Source organism: Streptomyces sp. NBC_01341 (assembly GCF_035946055.1).
In the GTDB taxonomy this organism is placed as follows: Bacteria; Actinomycetota; Actinomycetes; order Streptomycetales; family Streptomycetaceae; genus Streptomyces.
This window is the reverse complement of record NZ_CP108364.1, coordinates 6,783,022-6,802,052: the sequence shown is the minus strand read 5'-3', so window position 1 is coordinate 6,802,052 and position 19,031 is coordinate 6,783,022. Positions and strand designations below refer to the sequence as shown.

The window sequence follows — 19,031 nt, the reverse complement described above, 5'->3', positions numbered from 1 at the left end:
AACTTCCGAAGCAACAGAACTAATCCGCGTCTCAACCGAAAGAATTGCGCACATTCCGGAGAGTGCAAGGTCACAGCCGGTGGCCCTGCTGCACGTCAGAGTGCTGACCTAGCATCTGACCATGACGGTCCTGCCTGCTGACGGGCTCTCTCTGGCCGCCGAATTCCCCGACCCCTCCCACGACCAGTGGCAGAGCCTTGTCGAAGGTGTACTGCGCAGGTCCGGCAAGGAAGTCACGGGAACGGCCGCCGAGGAAGCGCTGTCCACCGCACTCGGGGACGGGCTCACCGCCCGCCCTCTGTACACCTCCGACGACGCGTCGGCCGACCCCGGTCTGCCCGGCTTCGCGCCCTTCACCCGGGGCAGCAGGGCCACGGGGAACACCACGGACGGCTGGGACGTGCGCCAGCATCACGCCCTCACCGACCCCGTGCGCCTCAACGAGGCGGTGCTCGGCGACCTGGAGAACGGCGTCACCTCTCTCTGGCTGGCCGTGGGCGGCCCCGCAGGGGTGCCGGTCTCCGGCCTCGCCCGTGCGCTGGAAGGCGTCTATCTCGACCTGGCGCCGGTCGCACTCGACGCGGGCTCCGACACCGGGCCCGCCGCAGCCGAGTTGCTCGCGCTCTACGACGCACGGGGCGTCGCCAAGGACGCGGCCCGCGGCAGCCTCGGGCTGGACCCGCTCGGGCAGGCCGCCCGGACGGGCGCCGGAGCGGACACGGACGAGGCCGCCCACTGGGCGGGGATCTGCGGCCGGGAGTACCCGGGCCTGCGCGCGATGGTCGTGGACGCGTTGCCGTACCACGAGGCGGGTGGCTCCGCCGCCGAGGAGCTGGGGCTCTCACTGGCCACGGGCGTCGCCTATCTGAGGACGCTGACCGCGTCCGGCCTCACCGTCGAAGACGCCTGCGCACAGCTGGAGTTCAGGTACGCGGCGACCGCCGACCAGTTCCTGACGATCGCGAAGCTCCGTGCCGCCCGGCGGCTGTGGTCGCGCGTGGCCGAGGTCTGCGGAGCACCGGGCGCCGGGGCGCAGCGGCAGCACGCGGTGACCTCGTCCGTGATGATGACGCGCCGCGATCCCTGGGTGAACATGCTGCGGACGACGCTGGCCTGCCTCGGGGCGGGTGTGGGCGGAGCCGAGTCCGTCACCGTCCTGCCGTTCGATCACGCACTGGGGCTGCCCGACGCGTTCGCCCGGCGGATCGCCCGCAACACCTCCACCATCCTGATGGAGGAGTCGCACCTGGCCCGGGTGACGGATCCCGCGGGCGGCTCGTGGTACGTCGAGCGGCTGACGGACGAACTCGCCGCCGCGGCCTGGTCGTTCTTCCAGGAGGTCGAGCGTGCGGGCGGCCAGGCCGCCGCGCTGCGCTCCGGAATGGTCGGCGAGCGGATCGCGGCCACCTGGGCCGCGCGGAGCAAGGACCTGGCGCGGCGCAAGGAGCCCGTGACCGGGGTCAGCGAGTTCCCGAACCTGTCGGAGCGGCCGGTGGAGCGCGAGTCCGCGCCCGCCGCGCCCTCTCCCGGCGGACTGCCGCGGGTCAGGCGGGACGAGGCGTTCGAGACGCTGCGCGCCCGGTCGGACCGGCACCTGGCCGCCACGGGAGCCCGCCCGAAGGTGTTCCTCGCCGCCCTCGGGCCCGCTTCGGTGCACACGGCGCGGGCGTCCTTCGCCGCGAACCTCTTCCTGTCGGGAGGCATCGAGCCCGTGCACGAGCCCGTCTCGGTCGACGCCTCGACGGCGGCCGCGGCCTTCGCCGCGAGCGGGGCGACGACCGCATGCCTGTGCTCGACGGACGCCCTCTACGCGGAGCAGGCCGAAGGTGTCGCCGCGGCCCTCAGGGCCGCGGGCGCCGAGCGGATCTTCCTGGCCGGGCGCCCCGGGGAGTACAGCGGCGTCGACGTCCACGTCTTCGCCGGCTGCGACGTCGTCGCCGTCCTCTCCTCCGAACTCGACCGCATGGGAGTGGCGTGATGCAGACCCCCGAGACCACCGGGGCCCGCGTGCCCGCGGTGCCGGACTTCTCCGACGTGTCCCTGACGGGGGGCGCTCCGGCCGAGGTGTCCGAGGACCGCTGGCGCGCCGCGGTGAAGGAGGCGGCCGGCCGGTCCGACGAGGAGCTCCGCTGGGAGACCCCGGAGGGCATCGAGGTCAAGCCGCTGTACACCGGACGGGACCTGGAGGGGCTCGACTTCCTCGGGACCTATCCGGGCATCACGCCGTACCTGCGGGGCCCCTACCCCACGATGTACGTCAACCAGCCCTGGACGATCCGTCAGTACGCCGGCTTCTCGACCGCCGAGGAGTCCAACGCCTTCTACCGGCGCAACCTCGCGGCGGGACAGAAGGGCCTGTCCATCGCGTTCGACCTGCCCACCCACCGGGGCTACGACAGCGACCACCCCCGTGTGACCGGTGACGTCGGCATGGCGGGCGTGGCGATCGACTCGGTCTACGACATGCGACAGCTCTTCGACGGCATCCCGCTGGACCGGATGTCGGTGTCCATGACGATGAACGGCGCGGTGCTGCCGGTCCTCGCGCTGTACATCGTGGCGGCCGAAGAACAGGGCGTGGCGCCCGAGAAGCTCGCCGGGACCATCCAGAACGACATCCTCAAGGAGTTCATGGTCCGCAACACCTACATCTATCCGCCCGGCCCCTCGATGCGGATCATCTCCGACATCTTCGCGTTCACCTCGCAGAAGATGCCGCGCTACAACTCCATCTCGATCTCCGGCTATCACATCCAGGAGGCCGGTGCGACGGCCGATCTGGAACTCGCCTACACGCTGGCCGACGGGGTGGAATACCTGCGGGCAGGCCAGGCCGCCGGGCTGGACGTGGACGCCTTCGCCCCGCGGCTGTCGTTCTTCTGGGCGATCGGCATGAACTTCTTCATGGAGATCGCCAAGCTGCGGGCGGCGCGGCTGCTGTGGGCCAAGATGGTCAAGGAGTTCGGCCCGAAGAACTCCAAGTCCCTTTCTTTGCGCACCCATTCGCAGACCAGCGGCTGGTCGCTGACCGCGCAGGACGTCTTCAACAACGTGACGCGCACATGTGTCGAGGCGATGGCGGCGACCCAGGGCCACACCCAGTCGCTGCACACGAACGCGCTGGACGAAGCGCTCGCCCTGCCCACGGACTTCTCCGCGCGCATCGCCCGCAACACCCAGCTGCTGCTGCAGCAGGAGTCCGGAACCTGCCGTGTCATCGACCCGTGGGGCGGCAGCGCGTACGTCGAGAAGCTCACGAACGACCTGGCGCGGCGGGCGTGGCAGCACATCGCGGAGGTCGAGGCGGCGGGCGGAATGGCCAAGGCCATCGACGCCGGCATCCCGAAACTGCGGATCGAGGAGGCGGCGGCGCGCACGCAGGCCCGGATCGACGCCGGACGCCAGCCGGTCATCGGGGTGAACAAGTACCGGGTGGAGACCGACGAGAAGATCGACGTGCGATCGGTCGACAACTCCTCGGTGCGCACCCAGCAGATCGAGAAGCTGCGCCGGCTGCGCGAGGAACGGGACGAGGCCGCGTGCCAGGACGCGCTGCGCGCCCTGACCGAAGCGGCGGGGCGGGAGCCCGGGCCGGGACTCGAGGGCAACCTCCTGGCTCTGGCGGTCGACGCCGCCCGGGCGATGGCCACGGTCGGCGAGATCTCTGACGCGCTGGAGAAGGTGTACGGGAGGCATGCGGGCCAGATCCGTACGATCTCCGGGGTGTACCGCAAAGAGGCAGGAGAGTCCCCGTCCGTGGACCGCACCCGTACCCTCGTCGGCGACTTCGAGGAGGCCGAGGGCCGGCGTCCTCGCATCCTCGTCGCCAAGATGGGCCAGGACGGCCACGACCGCGGCCAGAAGGTGATCGCGACCGCCTTCGCCGACCTGGGCTTCGACGTCGACGTCGGCCCGCTGTTCCAGACGCCCGGCGAGGTCGCCCGGCAGGCCGTCGAGGCGGACGTACACATCGTGGGCGTCTCGTCCCTGGCGGCCGGGCACCTCACCCTCGTGCCGGCGCTGCGGCAGGAGCTGGCGGCCGAGGGCCGGGAGGACATCATGATCGTGGTCGGTGGGGTGATCCCGCCCCAGGACATCGAGGCACTGCACGGGGCGGGCGCGGCCGCGGTGTTCCCGCCCGGAACGGTGATCCCGGACGCAGCCCATGACCTGGTCACGCGGCTCGCCGCCTCGCTCGGTCACGAGCTGTGAGCCGCTGACCGTGGCCGCGAGGATCGACATCGACGCGTATGCCAAGGGTGTGCTCGACGGGAAACGCGCGTTCGTGGCCCGTGCGATCACACTCGTGGAGTCGGCCCGCCCCGATCACCGGGTGCTCGCTCAGCGACTGCTGAGCGAGCTGCTGCCTCACGCCGGGCGGGCCCGGAGGATCGGGATCAGCGGGGTGCCGGGGGTGGGGAAGTCCACTTTCATCGATGCGCTCGGCACCCTGCTGACAGGCCTCGGCCACCGGGTCGCGGTGCTGGCCGTGGACCCCTCGTCCAGCCGTACGGGCGGTTCCATCCTGGGCGACAAGACCCGGATGGAGCGGCTGGCGGTGGACGCCCGGGCATTCGTCCGCCCCTCCCCCACGGCGGGGACGCTCGGCGGTGTCGCCAAGGCGACGCGGGAGTCCATCGTGGTCATGGAGGCCGCCGGCTACGACGTCGTGCTCGTGGAGACGGTAGGGGTGGGGCAGTCGGAGACGGCGGTCGCCAACATGGTCGACACCTTCCTGCTGCTCACCCTCGCCCGTACGGGTGACCAGTTGCAGGGCATCAAGAAGGGCGTGCTGGAGCTCGCCGACGCCATCGCCGTCAACAAGGCGGACGGCCCGCACGAGCGCGACGCCCGCTCCGCGGCGCGCGAACTGGCGGGCGCGCTGCGGTTGATGCACCCGGTGGACGCGGCCTGGACTCCCCCGGTGCTGACGTGCAGTGCCCGGGAGTCGACCGGTCTGGGCGAGCTGTGGGAGCGGCTGGAGCAGCACCGCACGCTGCTGGAGTCCACCGGGCGGCTGACGGCCAAGCGCCGTGAGCAGCAGGTGGACTGGACCTGGACCATGGTCCGCGACGAGCTCCTGGACAGTCTGCGCGGCCACCCTGCCGTACGGACTCTCACCCCGGGTCTCGAACAGCGGGTTCGAGCAGGCGAGTTGACGGCCACTCTGGCGGCCGAGCAGATCCTCCGGGCCTTCCGGGGCGAGGAGCGGACGGACGAGGACCGAGCGGACGCGGTCTGAGGCGGGCCCCCGGCCGCGCTGCGCCCCCGGCTCCGGGGCCACTCTCGCACCCTCGGGCCCGCTCCTGGCGGTGCGGGCCCGAGAGGCACCGGGTGGGCGAACACGGCCTGCGGAGCGCTCCTGGAGCGGATCGGGGCCACCCCGGGCAACGCGGCGCTCTTCGGCATGTGAAGGCCACCGTCCCCGGGCGGGTGACCGCGCGGCCCTGGGTGGGAAACGCCACGGAGGGCGGGACCGGCGTCCGGGTCCGCCCTCCGGCCGGTCCGGCCCCCGTCGATCGGGTCAGTCCGTGGAGCCCAGCGCGTCGGAGACGAGGGCACGGGCCTCCTCCTGGACCGTGGCGAGGTGCTCGGGCCCCTGGAAGCTCTCCGCGTACACCTTGTAGACGTCCTCCGTACCCGAGGGACGTGCCGCGAACCAGGCGCTGTCGGTGCAGACCTTGAGCCCTCCGATCGCAGCGCCGTTGCCCGGAGCCTCGGTGAGTACGGCGGTGATGGGCTCACCGGCCAGCGTGTCCGCGCGGACCTGTTCGGGCGAGAGCCTGGCCAGCACAGCCTTCTGTTCGCGTGTCGCGGGCGCGTCGACCCTGGCGTAGGCGGGGTCGCCGAAGCGTGCGGTGAGTTCGGCGTAGTGCTGCGAAGGCGTGGATCCGGTGACGGCGGTGATCTCCGAGGCGAGCAGGGCGAGCAGGATCCCGTCCTTGTCGGTCGTCCACACCCGGCCGTCGCGGCGGAGGAACGAGGCACCGGCCGACTCCTCGCCGCCGAAGCCCAGGGTGCCGCCGAACAGCCCGTCGACGAACCACTTGAAGCCCACCGGGACCTCCACGAGCTGCCGTCCGAGGTCTGCGGCGACCCGGTCGATCATGGAGGAGGAGACCAGGGTCTTCCCGATGCCGGTACCGGCCGGCCAGCCGTCACGGTGCGAGTAGAGGTAGCGGATCGCCACGGCCAGATAATGGTTGGGGTTCATCAGCCCGCCGTCGGGCGTGACGATGCCGTGCCGGTCCGCGTCGGCGTCGTTGCCGGTGGCGATGGTGTAGGCGTCCCGCTGTTCGATCAGTGAGGCCATGGCGTACGGCGACGAGCAGTCCATCCGGATCTTCCCGTCCCAGTCCAGCGTCATGAACCGCCAGGTGGGGTCGGCGAGCGGATTGACGACCGTGAGGTCGAGCCGGTGCCGCTCCGCGATCCGCCCCCAGTAGGCGACCGAGGCGCCACCCAGCGGGTCGGCGCCGATCCTGATCCCGGCATCGCGTACGGCGTCCAGGTCGAGCACGGCCGGGAGGTCGTCGACGTAGCCGGTCAGGAAGTCGTGGCGACCCGTGGTCCCGGTGGCGAGCGCCCGGGCGTAGGGGATCCGCCGGACCTCCTTCAGCCCGCCCTCGATCAGGGCGTTGGCCCGGTCCTGGATCCACGAGGTGGCGTCCGACCCCGCGGGTCCGCCGTGCGGCGGGTTGTACTTGAAGCCGCCGTCCCCGGGAGGATTGTGCGAAGGCGTGACCACGATGCCGTCGGCGAGACCGCCGGTACGGTCGCGGTTGTACGTCAGGATCGCGTGCGAGACGGCCGGGGTGGGAGTGTAGCCGTCGTCCGTGTCGATCAGGACGGTCGCGCCGTTGGCCGCGAGGACCTCGACGGCCGTGACCCGTGCGGGTTCGGACAGTGCGTGGGTGTCGGCGCCGAGGAACAGCGGCCCGTCGGTGCCCTGCTGGTGCCGGTACTCGCAGATGGCCTGGGTGGTGGCGGCGATGTGGTCCTCGTTGAACGCGGCCGCCAGGGCCGAGCCGCGGTGGCCAGAGGTTCCGAACGCCACGCGCTGACCGGGCTCGGACGGATCGGGGTGGACGGAGTAGTAGGCCGTCACCAGCCGTGCCACATCCACCAGATCGCCGGCCTGGGCCGGCCGGCCGGCCCGTTCGTGAACCATCGTTTCTCCTCTGTCTTCGGCTGCCGCTCGCGGACCGCCCCGGGACGGACGATCATCACGAGTTGTACCCGATCCTGCCGCGTCGACCGCGCCTCGGGTACGGGGCGGGACCAGCAGTACATACGGAACGGGCGGGGCAGAGGGCCTGTTCGGCGTGATCGGCCGGTTCACGCGGAGAGTCGCCGCACCACGGCGCGATCACCGAATTCCACCCCAGGGCGTCGGCGGACACCCGGTGCCTGAATTCTCACCCCCGGGCGGGCGTGGAGAATTCGGCTCCCTTACCGTCGGGAATTCGGGTCGGCGCGGGTATGCGAACAGAGGCACGCGCCACGGCAATCATGCGCCATCGATCGGCAGAAAATCCTATTGCCCCATCCGACACGCCGCAGCATTCGGGGGTAAATTATCCGACGACCCGACAGGGCTAACGGCGGGGCGACGAGTGCGAGTCGTACGCGTTTTCCCACTCGGCGTCTGTCACAGTGCGTTTCGGTTTTACCCACTTGATCTCCGCCGCCATATTCCTTGCCGCCGGTGTTTACCCGAACCGGCTCTTCGGGGGCTTGTGAAAGAGAGCCGTGCGTGCTGCAGAAGAGTTGCACCGAGGAAAGTCGACTGACGGTCCTTCACCTGGTCCAGCCGGTGGAGGGAGGAGTCGCGAGGGTCGTGACCGACCTCGTCGCGGCTCAGGTCCGTGCGGGGCTGCGTCCCGTGGTGGCCTGCCCACCGGACGGTGAACTGGCGGCCGGAGCCGCCGCCGCGGGTGCTCGCGTGTGCGAATGGCCCGCCGAGCGGGCTCCGGGGCCCCGGCTGAGCCGCGAGGTCTCCGCGGCGAGCCGCCTGATCCGCTCGTGCCGTCCGGATGTGATCCACGCCCACAGCGCGAAGGCCGGGCTCGCCGGCCGCCTCGCCGTGCGGGGCCGGGTGCCGACCGTGTTCCAGCCGCACGCCTGGTCGTTCGAGGCCCTCGAAGGCCGGGCCGCCGGTCTCGCGAGGTCCTGGGAGCGGTTCGGGGCCCGCTGGAGCGACCGCATCCTCTGCGTCAGCGAGTCCGAGCGCCACGCCGGCGAACGGGCGGGCATCGAGGCGCACTGGTCGGTGATCCACAACGGCATCGACCTGGGCCGCTTCCGGCCCGCGGGCCGGGATGACGCGTCAGCCGGCCGCGCCTCCCTCCCGCTCCTCGACGGCGTTCCGGCCGACGCCCCGCTCGTGGTGTGCGTGGGGCGCCTGAGCCGGCAGAAGGGCCAGGACGTGCTGCTGCGGGCCTGGCGGATCGCGCGCACGGCCGGTGCGCGGCTCGTCCTGGTCGGCGACGGACCCTGCGCGCCGGAACTGCGGCACACCGCACCCGACGGGGTGCTGTTCGCGGGGGCCACCCCGGACGTGCGGCCGTGGATCCGGGCCGCGGATCTGCTCGTGCTCCCCTCGCGGTGGGAGGGGATGGCCCTGGCTCCCCTCGAAGCCATGGCCTGCGGCACGCCCGTCCTGTTGTCCGACGTCAACGGGGCCAGGGAGAGCCTGCCTACGGAACATCTGCCCCACTGCCTCGTACCGCCGGAGGACCCCGCGGCCCTCGCGGCGGCCCTGACCGCCCTGCTGACCGACCCCGCGCTGCGGGCGGAGCTGGGCCGGACGGCGCAGAGCCGCACACGGTCGGTCTTCGACGTGACGAAGACCGCCGGGGCGGTCCTGCACCTCTACCACGAACTTGTCGGCAAGTCCCGCCCCACGACGAGGAAGCGCACCGAGCGATGACGACGGAGAGTGCCCCTGTTCCCCGAGCCGCCCAGGCAACTGCCGTACGGAGCGCGGCTTCCGCTGTACGACCGCCACGGAGCGGCGGTGACGACGCACCGTCCGCGCAGGCCGCCGCCGGTGTCCGCCGCCGCAGGGCGCCCGCGGCGCTGATGGCCTCCGACGGGCTCGCCCTCGGCCTGGCCGTGGCGCTGGTGGCCCCCGGCCCGTGGCCACCGGTCGTCCTCCTGCTGCAGGTCACCCTCCAACTTCTGCTGAACGGCTACCGGGGGCTGTACCGGACCGGACTGTCCCCCTCGGTCCTGGCGGAGCTGCCCGCGCTGACCGGCCTCGCCCTGGTGCAGTGGTACGTCACCGCCGAGGCCCTGACCACCTACGATCCCCGCTACTCCGCCGGCTGGACGGCACCGGCCTGCGCTTTCGGCGTGCAGCTCCTGCTGAGCTGCTGCGCGCGCGCCGCCGTCCACCGGGTCCTGCTGCGGTCGGCGGCGCGCCATCCGCAGTCCACGCTGGTGGTCGGCGACGGACAGCTCGCCGACCGGGTCGTCGCCGTCCTCCAGGAGCACACGCGGTACGGCATGCGGCCGGTGGGCCGGGTGGGCGCCACAGCCGCCGCGGACGCGGCAAAGGACGCGAAGGCGGGTGAGGCCCCGCTGCCCGTCCTCGCGTCGGTGCAGGACGCGAGCCGGGCGGTCATCCAGAACTCCGTCCGGCACGCCGTGTTCACGGTTCCGCCCGAGTCGGCGTCCGACGGCGCCGAGCTCTTCGCGCTCTTCACCAAGCACGGCTGCCGGGTGTGGCTGATCACCGATCAGGGAGCGGTCGCCCGCTGCCGGACCGGGCCCCGGCCGGACCACGTGTGGGGTTTCGCCGCCCACGCGCTGCACACCGGCCCGCACCGCCCCGTGGCCCACCGGCTGAAGCGGGCCATGGACGCCGTCCTGGCGGCAGTCGCCCTGGTCGCCGCGTCGCCGGTCATGGCCGCCTGCGCTCTCGCCGTACGCGTCTGCGACGGTCCGGGCGTCGTCTTCCGCCAGGAGCGCATCGGCAGGAACGGGCGTCCGTTCGTCCTGCTGAAGTTCCGCACCCTGCGCGCCGACGCGCACGAGTCGGCCACCCGGTGGAACGTGTCGGAGGACCGGCGCATGAGCGCGGTCGGCCGGACCTTGCGCAGGACGTCGCTCGACGAGCTCCCCCAGCTGTGGAACGTGGTGCGCGGTGACATGAGCCTGGTCGGCCCGAGGCCTGAACGCCCCTATTTCGTCCAGCAGTTCAGCCGGATGCACCCCGGCTACCGGACCCGCCACCGGATGCCGGTCGGCATCACGGGACTCGCACAGGTCAACGGCCTGCGCGGTGACACCTCGATCGAGGACCGGGCCCGCTTCGACAACAGGTACATCGAGACATGGTCGCTGTGGCAGGACATGTGCGTGCTCGCGCGCACGGCCGGCTCGGTGTTCCGGCTCGGAGGAAGCTGAACCGTGGCACTCATCGCAACCGCGGCGCCCGCGGTAAGGCCCGCCGGCAGGAGCACGCTCCTTCACGGCTGGGCCGGCCGCTGGCCGCTGCTCCCCCTGGTCTTGACCGTGCTGCTGCTGGCCGTACCGGACGACGGGGCGGGGGCCGGGGCCGTCTTCGGAGTACCGGCCCCCGATCTCCTCTCCGGCGTCGCCGTCCTCGTGTGCGCGGGCCGTCTGCTGTTCCTGCGCCGGCGTCCGCTGACCGTCGCGGCCGCCCTCGTCCTCGGTCTGCCGGCCGCGGGACTCGCTCTGGCCACCGTGACCGCCGCGGACCCGGCGGCGGCGCTCCCCGGACTCGCCCGGTACCTCCAGATCTTCGTCCTCGTGCCCGCGGCGGTCCTGCTGCTGGTCCGGGACGCGCAGGGGTTCAGAGTCGTCGCCGGTTCGCTCGTCCTGCTGGCAGCCGTCCAGGGAGCCACGGGCGTGCACCAGTACGTCACGGGCTCGGGCGCCTCGTACATGGGTGAGGACATCCGTGCGGTGGGCACGTTCGGCCCCAGCGATGTGATGGGAATGGCCACGGTCGTCGGCTACGGGCTGCTCGCCGCCGTCGCCTACGCGCTGCGCACCCCGGCGGGTACACCGGCCTGGCTGAAGCCGTGGGCCCCCGTGACCGCCGCGCTGCTGGTCGTCCCGCTCACCCTGTCCTTCAGCCGGGGCGCCTGGATCGCGACCGCGGCGGGAGCGCTCACCGTGATCGCGCTGACCGGCGCCCGGCAGGCCGTCCGGGCACTGGCGGTCCTGGCGGCCGCGGGGACCGTACTCGTGGGCGGGTTCGGCGTCGGGTCCGAGATGATCTCGCAGCGGCTCACCAGCATCACCCAGGTGACGAGCACGCCGGACCGGTCGGTCAACGACCGCTACGCCATGTGGGCCGCCGCTACGGACATGTGGCGCGAGCGGCCCACGACCGGTGTCGGCCTCAAGGGCTTTCCGGCGCACCGCGACGCGCACGCCTCCATCGGACTCTCGGCGGGCAGCGACACCGCGGGGGCGGGGCAGGAGTTCCGCAAGCAACCGCTGCTCTCCCCCCACAACATGTACCTGCTGGTCCTCAGCGAGCAGGGACTCGTCGGCTTCACCGCGCTGGTCGGCTCCTGGGCCGCACTGCTCGTCGGCGGGGTACGCAGGCTGGTGCGCGCCCGCGCCCGGGGCTCCGCCGCCGTCGACTGCGGGCTCGCCGCCGTCGGGCTGATGACCTGGCAGACCGTCGACTTCCTGTACGCGGACATCGGGGGCCCGTCCACCGTGCTCACCGGGATCGTGCTGGGCCTCGCCGCGTGGTGGGCGCTGGCCGAGCCGGAGAGGACGACCACCGCGTGAGCACGACCGCGACCGGAACGGCAGGGGAGGCGCCGGACACCAAGGCGGCCGTCCACGAGAACCCGGTCCGCCCGGGACGGTTCCTCGCCCGGGCGGCGGGGGGCGCCGCCGGACTGACCGTGATCGCCGCCCTGCTGGGACTCGTACGGGACCAGGCGGTCGCCCGGCTCTTCGGCGCCAGTCATGACAGCGACGCCTTCCTGATCGCGTGGACGGTTCCGGAGATGGCGGCCACGCTGCTCATCGAGGACGGCATGGCGCTCCTGCTCGTGCCCGCGTTCAGCCTGTCCCTGACCAGGCGCGCCGCGGGCGGGCACCTGACGGACCCCGTACGCGCCCTGGTGGCGGACACCCTGCCGCGGCTGTTCGCCGTCCTGGCCTGCGCGGGCGCGCTGCTCGTCCTGGGGGCGCCCTGGGCCGTCGCGGTCCTGGCGCCCGGGCTCGACGATCCACGGCTCGCGGTGGACTGCACCCGTCTGACGGCCGTCACGGTGCTCACCTTCGGTGTCACCGGATACTTCAGCGCGGCGCTGCGGGCGCACGGGCGATTCCTCGCACCGGCCGGGGTCTACATCGCGTACAACATCGGCATCATCGCCGTGACGCTGGCACTGCACTCCGTCTGGGGGGTGCGCGCGGCCGCCGCCGGGGTCGCCTTCGGCAGTCTGCTGATGATCCTGACCCTGCTGCCCACCTTCGTACGGCTGATGCCACGGCGGGGCGGGGCCCCGCCGGCCGCCGCGCGCCGGGAGCGGTCCACACTGCTCGGCGCGACGGTTCTGGCGCCCGTCGTCCTGTTCGTGGTGAGCCGCCAGTCGCAGGTCCTCGTCGAGCGGTTCCTCGCCTCGTCCCTGCCTGACGGCGCCATCTCGCACCTCAACTACGCGCAGAAGGTCGCCCAGTTGCCGATGGTGCTGTCCATGATGATCTGCACGGTGACCTTTCCGGTGGTGGCCAGGGCCATGGCGTCCGGCGACCGTGAAGGCGCCCGGCGGCGGGTCGAACGTGACCTCGCGCTCGCCGGGACCGTGGTGCTGCTGGGCACCGCGATGGTCCTCGGCTGCGCGCCGCAGATCATCGAGGTCCTCTTCCAGCGCGGGGCCTTCGACGCCACCGACACCGCGGCCACGGCCGGCGTCATGCGGGTCTACGCGCTCGGGCTGCTGGGCCACACGCTGGTCGGCGCCCTGTGCAGGCCCTACTTCTCCGCCGGCCGGCCCACCTGGTACCCCCTGGCCGCGATGGCGGCGGGACTGCTCGTGACCACGGGGGCCGGGCTGGCCATGGCCGGTCCGTTCGGTGTCGACGGCATCGCCGCGGCGAACGCCATCGGGATCAGCACCGCCGCGCTGCTGATGCTGCTGGGGCTGCACGAGCGGGCGGTGCCCGTCCGGGCGAGGGCCGTGGCCCTGTCGCTCGCCCGTCCGGCCGCGGCGGCGGCGGTCGCCGCGGCCGCGGCCGGCCTCGCCACCGACCTGGTGCCCGGTCCCCTGGCCGGCCTGGCTGCGGGGTGCCTCGCCGTCCCCGCGGCCTTCCTTCTGACCGCTCTCACGCTCCGGGCTCCCGAAGCCGTCCATCTGCTGGCACTCGTCCGACGGAGGTTTTCCCATGGCCGCTGACACCTCGGCACCCCGTGCCCCCGCATGGCCCGCGCGCACCCGGCCGTGGATCCTCACGTACCACTCCGTGAGCGATCCCACGGACGACCCGTACGGCATCACCGTCTCCGCCGGGCGTCTGGACGAGCAGCTGACCTGGCTGCGGCGCCGGGGCCTGACCGGAGTGGGGATCACCGCGCTGCTCCGCGCGCGGAGCGCCGGCGAGCGCGGGCTGGTCGGCCTGACGTTCGACGACGGATACGCCGACTTCGTCGACGAGGCGCTTCCCGTCCTCCTCGCTCACGGCTGCACTGCCACGGTGTTCGTCCTGCCCGGGCGGCCCGGCGGGTCCAACGTCTGGGACCCCCTCGGTCCGCGCAGACCGCTGCTGACGGAGGAGGGCGTCCGCACCGCCGCCGCGGCGGGCATGGAGATCGGCTCGCACGGCATGCTGCACCGCGATCTGACGACGCTCTGCGACGACGAACTGCGCCAGGAGACACACGACAGCCGGGACGCGCTGCGCCGCATCACCGGGCACGCCCCGGCCGGCTTCTGCTATCCGTACGGCACGGCCGACCGGCGGGTCGTCGAGTCCGTGCGGGACGCGGGTTACGTCTACGGCTGCGCCCTCGCCCCCGGCTCACTGTCGGGGCCGCACGCGCTGCCCCGCACGCACGTCAGCCAGGCCGACCGGGGCACCCGCCTGCGGGCCAAGGAGGTACGGCACCGGCTCCGGGAGCGCCGCGCCGTCGCGTCGCGTCGGGGTGACGCCGGGTGAGGGCGCTGCACGTCATCACCGGACTCGGCGTCGGCGGCGCGGAGCAGCAACTGAGGCTGATGCTGCGTCACCTTCCGGTGCGGTGCGACGTGGTGACGCTCACCAATCCGGGAGCGGTCGCCGAGGGGCTGCGCGCGGACGGCGTCCGCGTCCACCACCTGGGCATGCGCGGCAACCGTGATCTGGCGGCGGTGCCCAGGCTGGCCCGGCTGATCCGCCGCGGAGCGTACGACCTGGTGCACACCCACCTGTACCGGGCCTGTGTCTACGGCCGGATCGCGGCACGCCTGGCCGGGACCCCCGTGGTCGCGACGGAGCACTCCCTGGGACGCGCGGAGATCGAGGGACGTCCGCTCACCCGTGGCACCCGTGAGCTCTACCTGCGCACCGAGCGGCTCGGGGCGGCGACGGTCGCCGTCTCCGACACGGTCGCCGGCCGGCTGCGTGACTGGGGCGTGCCCGCCGCCCGGATCCACACCGTGCCGAACGGCATCGACGCGGCCGCCTTCCGCCACGACGAGGGACAACGGCGCGCCACGCGGGCGCTGCTGGGGATTCCCGACGGGGCCTTCGTGGTGGGCGGCGTGGGCAGACTCGTCCCCGGGAAGCGCTTCGACCTGCTGATCCGCGCGGTCTCCGCGCTGCCGGACGCCTGGCTCGTCCTGGCCGGGGACGGTCCGGAAGCCACCTCGCTGAGTGACCTGGCGGCGCGCCTCGGGGTGGCGGGCCGTGTCCGCCTCCTCGGGGCGTGCGGCTCCACGGGCCCGGCTCCCGGAGTCCCCGCTGTCCTCAGCGGTATCGACGTGTTCGTGTCCGCCTCCCGCGAGGAGACGTTCGGCCTGGCGGCCGTCGAGGCACTCGCGGCGGGACTGCCCGTGCTGTACGCGGTCTGCCCCGCCGTCGAGGACCTTCCGGCGGGCCTCGCGCCAGGCGCGTGCCGCATCGGGTATTCCTCGGACACAGCCGATCCCGCGGCCGGACTGACGGCGGCGCTGAGGCACCGGATGGAGAGTGGCACCGGCCGGCTGCCGCCCCCGCCGGCCGTGGACCACTACGACATCAGACGCAGCAGCCGGCGGCTCATGGACGTCTACGCACAAGCCATCGACACAGAACCCTCGACCGGGAGAGCACACTGATGACCGAGTCCCCCGCGCAGCCGTCCGTCTCCGGACGGTTCCGCAGGCTCCGCCCCGCATCCGTACGCCCCAGCTGGTGGCCCCTGCCCGCCTGCGTCCTGCTCGGGGCGGCCTGCGGATTCTCGTACGGCACGCTCGCCACACCCCAGTACACGGCCACCAGTTACGCGATGGTCACCGCGGGCAAGGCCGTCGACCCCGCCGCCGCCCTGGGGTACGCGCAGTCGTACGGCCGTCTGGCCACCAGCGACGCGACCCTCTCGTACGCCAAGGGGGCCGCGGGCGAGCCGGTGCGTGAACTGCGCACGCACGTGCTGTCCGAGACGTCTCCGGACTCACCGATGATCGCCGTCTCCGGCACGTCGGACGATCCGGACCGTGCCGCGGACATCGCCAACGCCGTCACCGAGGCCGTGGTCGTCAGCAGCGGGCACGTGGCGAAGGACACCGGCGTGAAGCTGATCAAGTTCTCGCACGCCGTGCCACCGGGCGACCCCGTGTCCCCGTCCGTGCCCCTCGGCGCGGCCGTGGGCGCGAGTGGGGGCGGGCTGGTCGGCGCACTGATCCTGCTCGTCCGCCCGCGCCCCGGGCGCAGGGACACCACCGCACCGGTGCCCGCACCCGCCCAGGGCGGGGTCGCCGCACCGGCCGACGAGAAGGAGCTCGTGGGATGAACACCGACCGCCGGCGGCTCACCGTCACGCTCTGCCGCGACCTCGCGGAGTTCACGGACCTCGCCGCGGAGTGGGATGCCCTGCACCGCCGCTGTCCGACCGCCACACCGTTCCAGAGCCATGCGTGGCTCCGCTCGTGGTGGCTCTCCTACGGAGTGTCCGGCCGCCTCCGCGTGCTGCTGGCGCGACGGAACGGGCGTCTGATCGGGGCGGCACCGCTGATGCTCGTACACCGTCCGATGCCCCTCCTCATGCCGATCGGCGGGGCGATCTCCGACTTCTTCGACATCCTGGTGGACGGCGAGGACACCCCCGCGGCGGTGACGGCTCTGGAGCGGGGGCTCCACCGGGCCGCCTCCCACACGGTCGTCGATCTGCGGGAGGTGCGACCTGACGCGTCCGCCCAGCTGCTGTTCGGCAGCTGGGCCGGCGCGCGGAGCAGGCTCACCGACTCGACCTGCATGGAACTGCCCGCCGAGCCGATCGACGCCCTCATCGCGCGGATGGGCGGTTCACGGGCGCAGCGGTCCCGGGCCAAGCTCCGCAAGATCGACTCGCTGGGTATCGAGTGCCGCGAGGCATCAGTCCACCGGGTGGCGGGCGCGATCGGCAACCTGCTGCACCTGCACGAGCTGCAGTGGCTCGGCAGGGGGGTCAACCCGGAGCACCTGCGTCCCCGGTTCTGCGCGCACCTGGTGCGCTCCGCACGCCGGATGGTGCGTGACGGGGAGGCCACGGTCAGGGAGTTCGTGCTCGACGGGGAGGTGGTGGCGGCGGACCTGTCCCTCGGGTCGGCACAGCTCACCGGCGCCTATCTGTACGGTGTCGATCCCCGCCTCAGGGAGCGGAAGGTGGACGTCTCGTCGATGCTGCTGCGGGAGATCGCGCGGGAGGCATCGGGTTCCGGCCGCGGCGTGCTGAGTCTTCTGCGGGGCGCAGAGCAGTACAAGAACAACTGGGGTCCCGCGGCGGTCGTCAACCAGCGTCTGCTGCTCGCCCGTTCCGCCCTGGAGCCGATGCTCCGTCTGCGCGAGGGGCAGCTGGCCGTGCGCGACCTGGCCGCGGAGACGGTGAAAGCCCGCTTCCCGGCCGCGCGGGACTGGCGCGCCCGGCTGAGCGAGCTCCCGGTGACCGGCCTCGCCCTCTTCAGCCGGGGTTGATCCTGGATGATTACTTTTGCGGTGATCCGTTACCGTCCGTCGACTCCCGCGTTGTCAGTGCATACCGGCCGCACCCCCCGCAGCCGGTCTCGAATCCTCAAGGAGAACTGATGTCGCGTATCTCGAAGGTGGCCGCTGTCGTGGCAGGTACCGGTGCCCTGGTCGCCGGCGGTGCCGGCATGGCCGTCGCCGACGCCGGCGCGGGCGCCCTGGCCGCCGGCTCCCCCGGCGTGCTTTCGGGCAACGTCATCCAGGTGCCCGTTCACGTCCCGGTCAACGTCTGCGGCAACACGGTCAACGTGATCGCCCTGCTGAACCCGGCGTTCGGCAACACCTGCGCCAACGTGTCGGACCACCAGGAGGTCGAGGCCGAGCACCACGACGACGCCAAGGCCGAGGGTGACTACGGCTACGGCCACTGATTTCCCTGACGGGACCTGCCGGGCCCCCTCCCTCCGCGTCGGTGCGGGGGGAGGGGGCCCGGCCGCGTCACGGAGGGGTCCGACGACCGCTCATGCGTAACGGTAGAGGCGCGAGTGGTCCATGAGCTGGGAGGGCGGTACGTCCCACGGCGGCATCGGGCGGTCGTACGGGAAGATCCAGTCCTGTTCCGGATCGCCGGCCGCCGGCGCGCCGGCCGGCAGGTAGCGCGAGCGCGGGTGCGCCTTCTGCCAGCGCGTCCAGAGCAGGTCGATGAAGGCGTGGTGCAGCCAGAAGACCGGGTCGTCGGGCGACGCCGCACCTGCCATGGACCCGCCGATCCAGCGGTGGACCCGGTTGTGGTTGGCGATGTCGCGTGAGCCCCTGATGCCCCAGCCCTCGATCCTGTTCCGGAAGCCGCGGGTGCTGACGCTGTTCCAGGGTTCGGCGTCGTAGAGGGGGTCCTTCAGCGCCCTGTCCACCTCCGCCGCGCCGGGCAGGGTGACCGGAGACGACGGACGGCCGAAGTTCCGGCGCAGAAAGGGTTCGTCGGTGGCTCCGGCGCTGATCCGCCAGTTCCCCCGCCGGTAGGCGAAGGGCCCCGTCATGACCTGGCGGTCCCCCGGCCTGCCGTTGCCTCCGAGGAGGTCGTCCCCCCACAGGGACGCCTCCGGCGTGTTGTCCCGGGTCCAGTCCCAGTACGGGATCGAGACGCGCGGGTCCACACCCCGCAGCGCCTTCTCGAACTCCAGCAGGTACCTGCGGTGCCAGGGGAAGAAGGACGGGGTCATGTGGGCGGGACGCGGCCTGCTGTCGGCGTCGGACACGTAGAACTCGCGGTGCGTCCGGACGAACTCGTCGTAATGCCCGGAGCGTTTGAGCTCCAGGATGGCGTCCACGAGGCGCTTCTTCTCCGTACGTGTGAGGTGGCGCTGATTCTTGCGGGTGTACACCAGCTCGTCCTCCGGGGTCAGATGGCGTGCGGGGGCGCCGCGGACAGCTGGGCGGCGCCGATCTCGTCGACCGCCGCGCGAGCCGTCTCGAGCAGCGTGGGGTACGACTCGTAGTGGTTGACGGCGCTGAGGTAGCTCCCGTCAGCGCGCCGCATCACGTGCAGGGGACGGCCGTCGATGCGGACATCGGCTTCGGATGCCGTGGTCACGTCGCCCGCCGCGGCGGCCTGCGGCACCGTCCCGGCGGGAACCACCGGGGTGGTCCCCCCGCGGATGTCGCGTCCCCTGTACAGCTCTGAGAAGCGCTCGGGCCCCACGGCGTCCCGCCGGTTGCCCGCTCCGGTTCCCTGCCCCCGCAGGAGTACCGGGGCGAGCACGCCGCCGGTGCCGGCGACGACGGCCACGGTGAAGGCTGTCCGCAGGACCGCGCGGCGGGCCGGCCCCGCCGGCTCCCCGCTCGTGCGGGTGTTCGGGTTCATGCTGGGTGTACCTGCCTCTCGTCCGCTTCCGCGAGGTGTCTCGCACACG

General features: G+C 72.6%; 15 protein-coding genes. 12 read left to right on the top strand and 3 right to left on the bottom strand.

What is annotated here, in order from left to right:
• Positions 1-121: 121 nt before the first annotated feature.
• From mutA to meaB, 3 genes are read left to right on the top strand one after another with little or no spacing between them, the layout of a single operon-like run.
• Positions 122-1,978: a methylmalonyl-CoA mutase small subunit gene (gene mutA, locus OG206_RS29910; RefSeq protein ID WP_327121584.1), complete on the top strand. Its 1,857-nt coding sequence runs from the start codon at positions 122-124 to the stop codon at positions 1,976-1,978.
• Positions 1,978-4,212 carry a methylmalonyl-CoA mutase gene (gene scpA / locus OG206_RS29905; protein WP_327121582.1) on the top strand — a complete coding sequence of 745 codons (2,235 nt, stop codon included), beginning with the start codon at positions 1,978-1,980 and terminating at the stop codon, positions 4,210-4,212. The genes mutA and scpA overlap by 1 nt, the downstream gene beginning before the upstream one ends.
• Before the next feature lie 10 nt (positions 4,213-4,222).
• Complete coding sequence (gene meaB / locus OG206_RS29900) at positions 4,223-5,242, top strand: methylmalonyl Co-A mutase-associated GTPase MeaB (protein WP_327122445.1); 1,020 nt, start codon at positions 4,223-4,225, stop codon at positions 5,240-5,242.
• A gap of 282 nt (positions 5,243-5,524) precedes the next feature.
• Here the strand turns inward: meaB and pgm are convergent, their stop codons facing one another.
• Positions 5,525-7,171, bottom strand: coding sequence for a phosphoglucomutase (alpha-D-glucose-1,6-bisphosphate-dependent) (gene pgm, locus OG206_RS29895; protein ID WP_327121580.1), 1,647 nt, complete (start codon positions 7,169-7,171; stop codon positions 5,525-5,527).
• 585 nt (positions 7,172-7,756) lie between these two features.
• Here pgm and OG206_RS29890 point away from each other — a divergent pair.
• From OG206_RS29890 to OG206_RS29850, 9 genes are all read left to right on the top strand, one after another.
• The gene (locus OG206_RS29890) at positions 7,757-8,932 is read left to right on the top strand and encodes a glycosyltransferase family 4 protein (RefSeq protein ID WP_327121578.1); all 1,176 of its coding nucleotides are present in this window, start codon (positions 7,757-7,759) and stop codon (positions 8,930-8,932) included.
• Positions 8,929-10,413, top strand: coding sequence for a sugar transferase (locus OG206_RS29885; RefSeq protein WP_327121576.1), 1,485 nt, complete (start codon positions 8,929-8,931; stop codon positions 10,411-10,413). Before OG206_RS29890 ends, OG206_RS29885 begins: the two co-directional genes overlap by 4 nt.
• Before the next feature lie 3 nt (positions 10,414-10,416).
• Entirely contained in the window at positions 10,417-11,778 is a 1,362-nt protein-coding gene (locus tag OG206_RS29880) for an O-antigen ligase family protein (protein ID WP_442805917.1), read from the top strand.
• Positions 11,775-13,397 (top strand): lipid II flippase MurJ, encoded by a 1,623-nt coding sequence (locus OG206_RS29875; RefSeq protein ID WP_442805916.1) that lies wholly within the window; start codon positions 11,775-11,777, stop codon positions 13,395-13,397. Before OG206_RS29880 ends, OG206_RS29875 begins: the two co-directional genes overlap by 4 nt.
• On the top strand, positions 13,387-14,157 hold the full coding sequence (locus tag OG206_RS29870) for a polysaccharide deacetylase family protein (RefSeq protein ID WP_327121574.1): 771 nt from the start codon (positions 13,387-13,389) through the stop codon (positions 14,155-14,157). Before OG206_RS29875 ends, OG206_RS29870 begins: the two co-directional genes overlap by 11 nt.
• On the top strand, positions 14,154-15,296 hold the full coding sequence (locus tag OG206_RS29865; protein WP_327121572.1) for a glycosyltransferase: 1,143 nt from the start codon (positions 14,154-14,156) through the stop codon (positions 15,294-15,296). Before OG206_RS29870 ends, OG206_RS29865 begins: the two co-directional genes overlap by 4 nt.
• Positions 15,296-15,970, top strand: a complete 675-nt coding sequence (locus OG206_RS29860) for a YveK family protein (RefSeq protein ID WP_327121570.1) — start codon at positions 15,296-15,298, stop codon at positions 15,968-15,970. Before OG206_RS29865 ends, OG206_RS29860 begins: the two co-directional genes overlap by 1 nt.
• Positions 15,967-17,130 carry a GNAT family N-acetyltransferase gene (locus tag OG206_RS29855; RefSeq protein ID WP_327121568.1) on the top strand — a complete coding sequence of 388 codons (1,164 nt, stop codon included), beginning with the start codon at positions 15,967-15,969 and terminating at the stop codon, positions 17,128-17,130. The genes OG206_RS29860 and OG206_RS29855 overlap by 4 nt, the downstream gene beginning before the upstream one ends.
• 110 nt (positions 17,131-17,240) lie before the next feature.
• Positions 17,241-17,552: a chaplin gene (locus OG206_RS29850; RefSeq protein WP_327121566.1), complete on the top strand. Its 312-nt coding sequence runs from the start codon at positions 17,241-17,243 to the stop codon at positions 17,550-17,552.
• 90 nt (positions 17,553-17,642) lie between these two features.
• On the opposite strand, the gene OG206_RS29845 is transcribed toward OG206_RS29850, so the two are convergent.
• Together OG206_RS29845 and OG206_RS29840 are read right to left on the bottom strand one after the other, a co-directional pair.
• Entirely contained in the window at positions 17,643-18,503 is an 861-nt protein-coding gene (locus tag OG206_RS29845; protein WP_327121565.1) for a tyrosinase family protein, read from the bottom strand.
• Between the two features lie 17 nt (positions 18,504-18,520).
• A complete protein-coding gene (locus OG206_RS29840; protein WP_327121563.1) occupies positions 18,521-18,982 on the bottom strand; it encodes a tyrosinase family oxidase copper chaperone in 462 nt (153 codons plus the stop codon).
• Between the last annotated feature and the right edge of the window lie 49 nt (positions 18,983-19,031).

Coding starts and splice junctions, on each gene's coding strand:
- mutA (WP_327121584.1), top strand. CDS start 122: ATGACGGTCCTGCCTGCTGACGGGCTCTCTCTGGCCGCCGAATTCCCC.
- scpA (WP_327121582.1), top strand. CDS start 1,978: ATGCAGACCCCCGAGACCACCGGGGCCCGCGTGCCCGCGGTGCCGGAC.
- pgm (WP_327121580.1), bottom strand. CDS start 7,171: ATGGTTCACGAACGGGCCGGCCGGCCGGCCCAGGCCGGCGATCTGGTG.
- OG206_RS29885 (WP_327121576.1), top strand. CDS start 8,929: ATGACGACGGAGAGTGCCCCTGTTCCCCGAGCCGCCCAGGCAACTGCC.
- OG206_RS29870 (WP_327121574.1), top strand. CDS start 13,387: ATGGCCGCTGACACCTCGGCACCCCGTGCCCCCGCATGGCCCGCGCGC.
- OG206_RS29860 (WP_327121570.1), top strand. CDS start 15,296: ATGACCGAGTCCCCCGCGCAGCCGTCCGTCTCCGGACGGTTCCGCAGG.
- OG206_RS29855 (WP_327121568.1), top strand. CDS start 15,967: ATGAACACCGACCGCCGGCGGCTCACCGTCACGCTCTGCCGCGACCTC.
- OG206_RS29850 (WP_327121566.1), top strand. CDS start 17,241: ATGTCGCGTATCTCGAAGGTGGCCGCTGTCGTGGCAGGTACCGGTGCC.
- OG206_RS29840 (WP_327121563.1), bottom strand. CDS start 18,982: ATGAACCCGAACACCCGCACGAGCGGGGAGCCGGCGGGGCCGGCCCGC.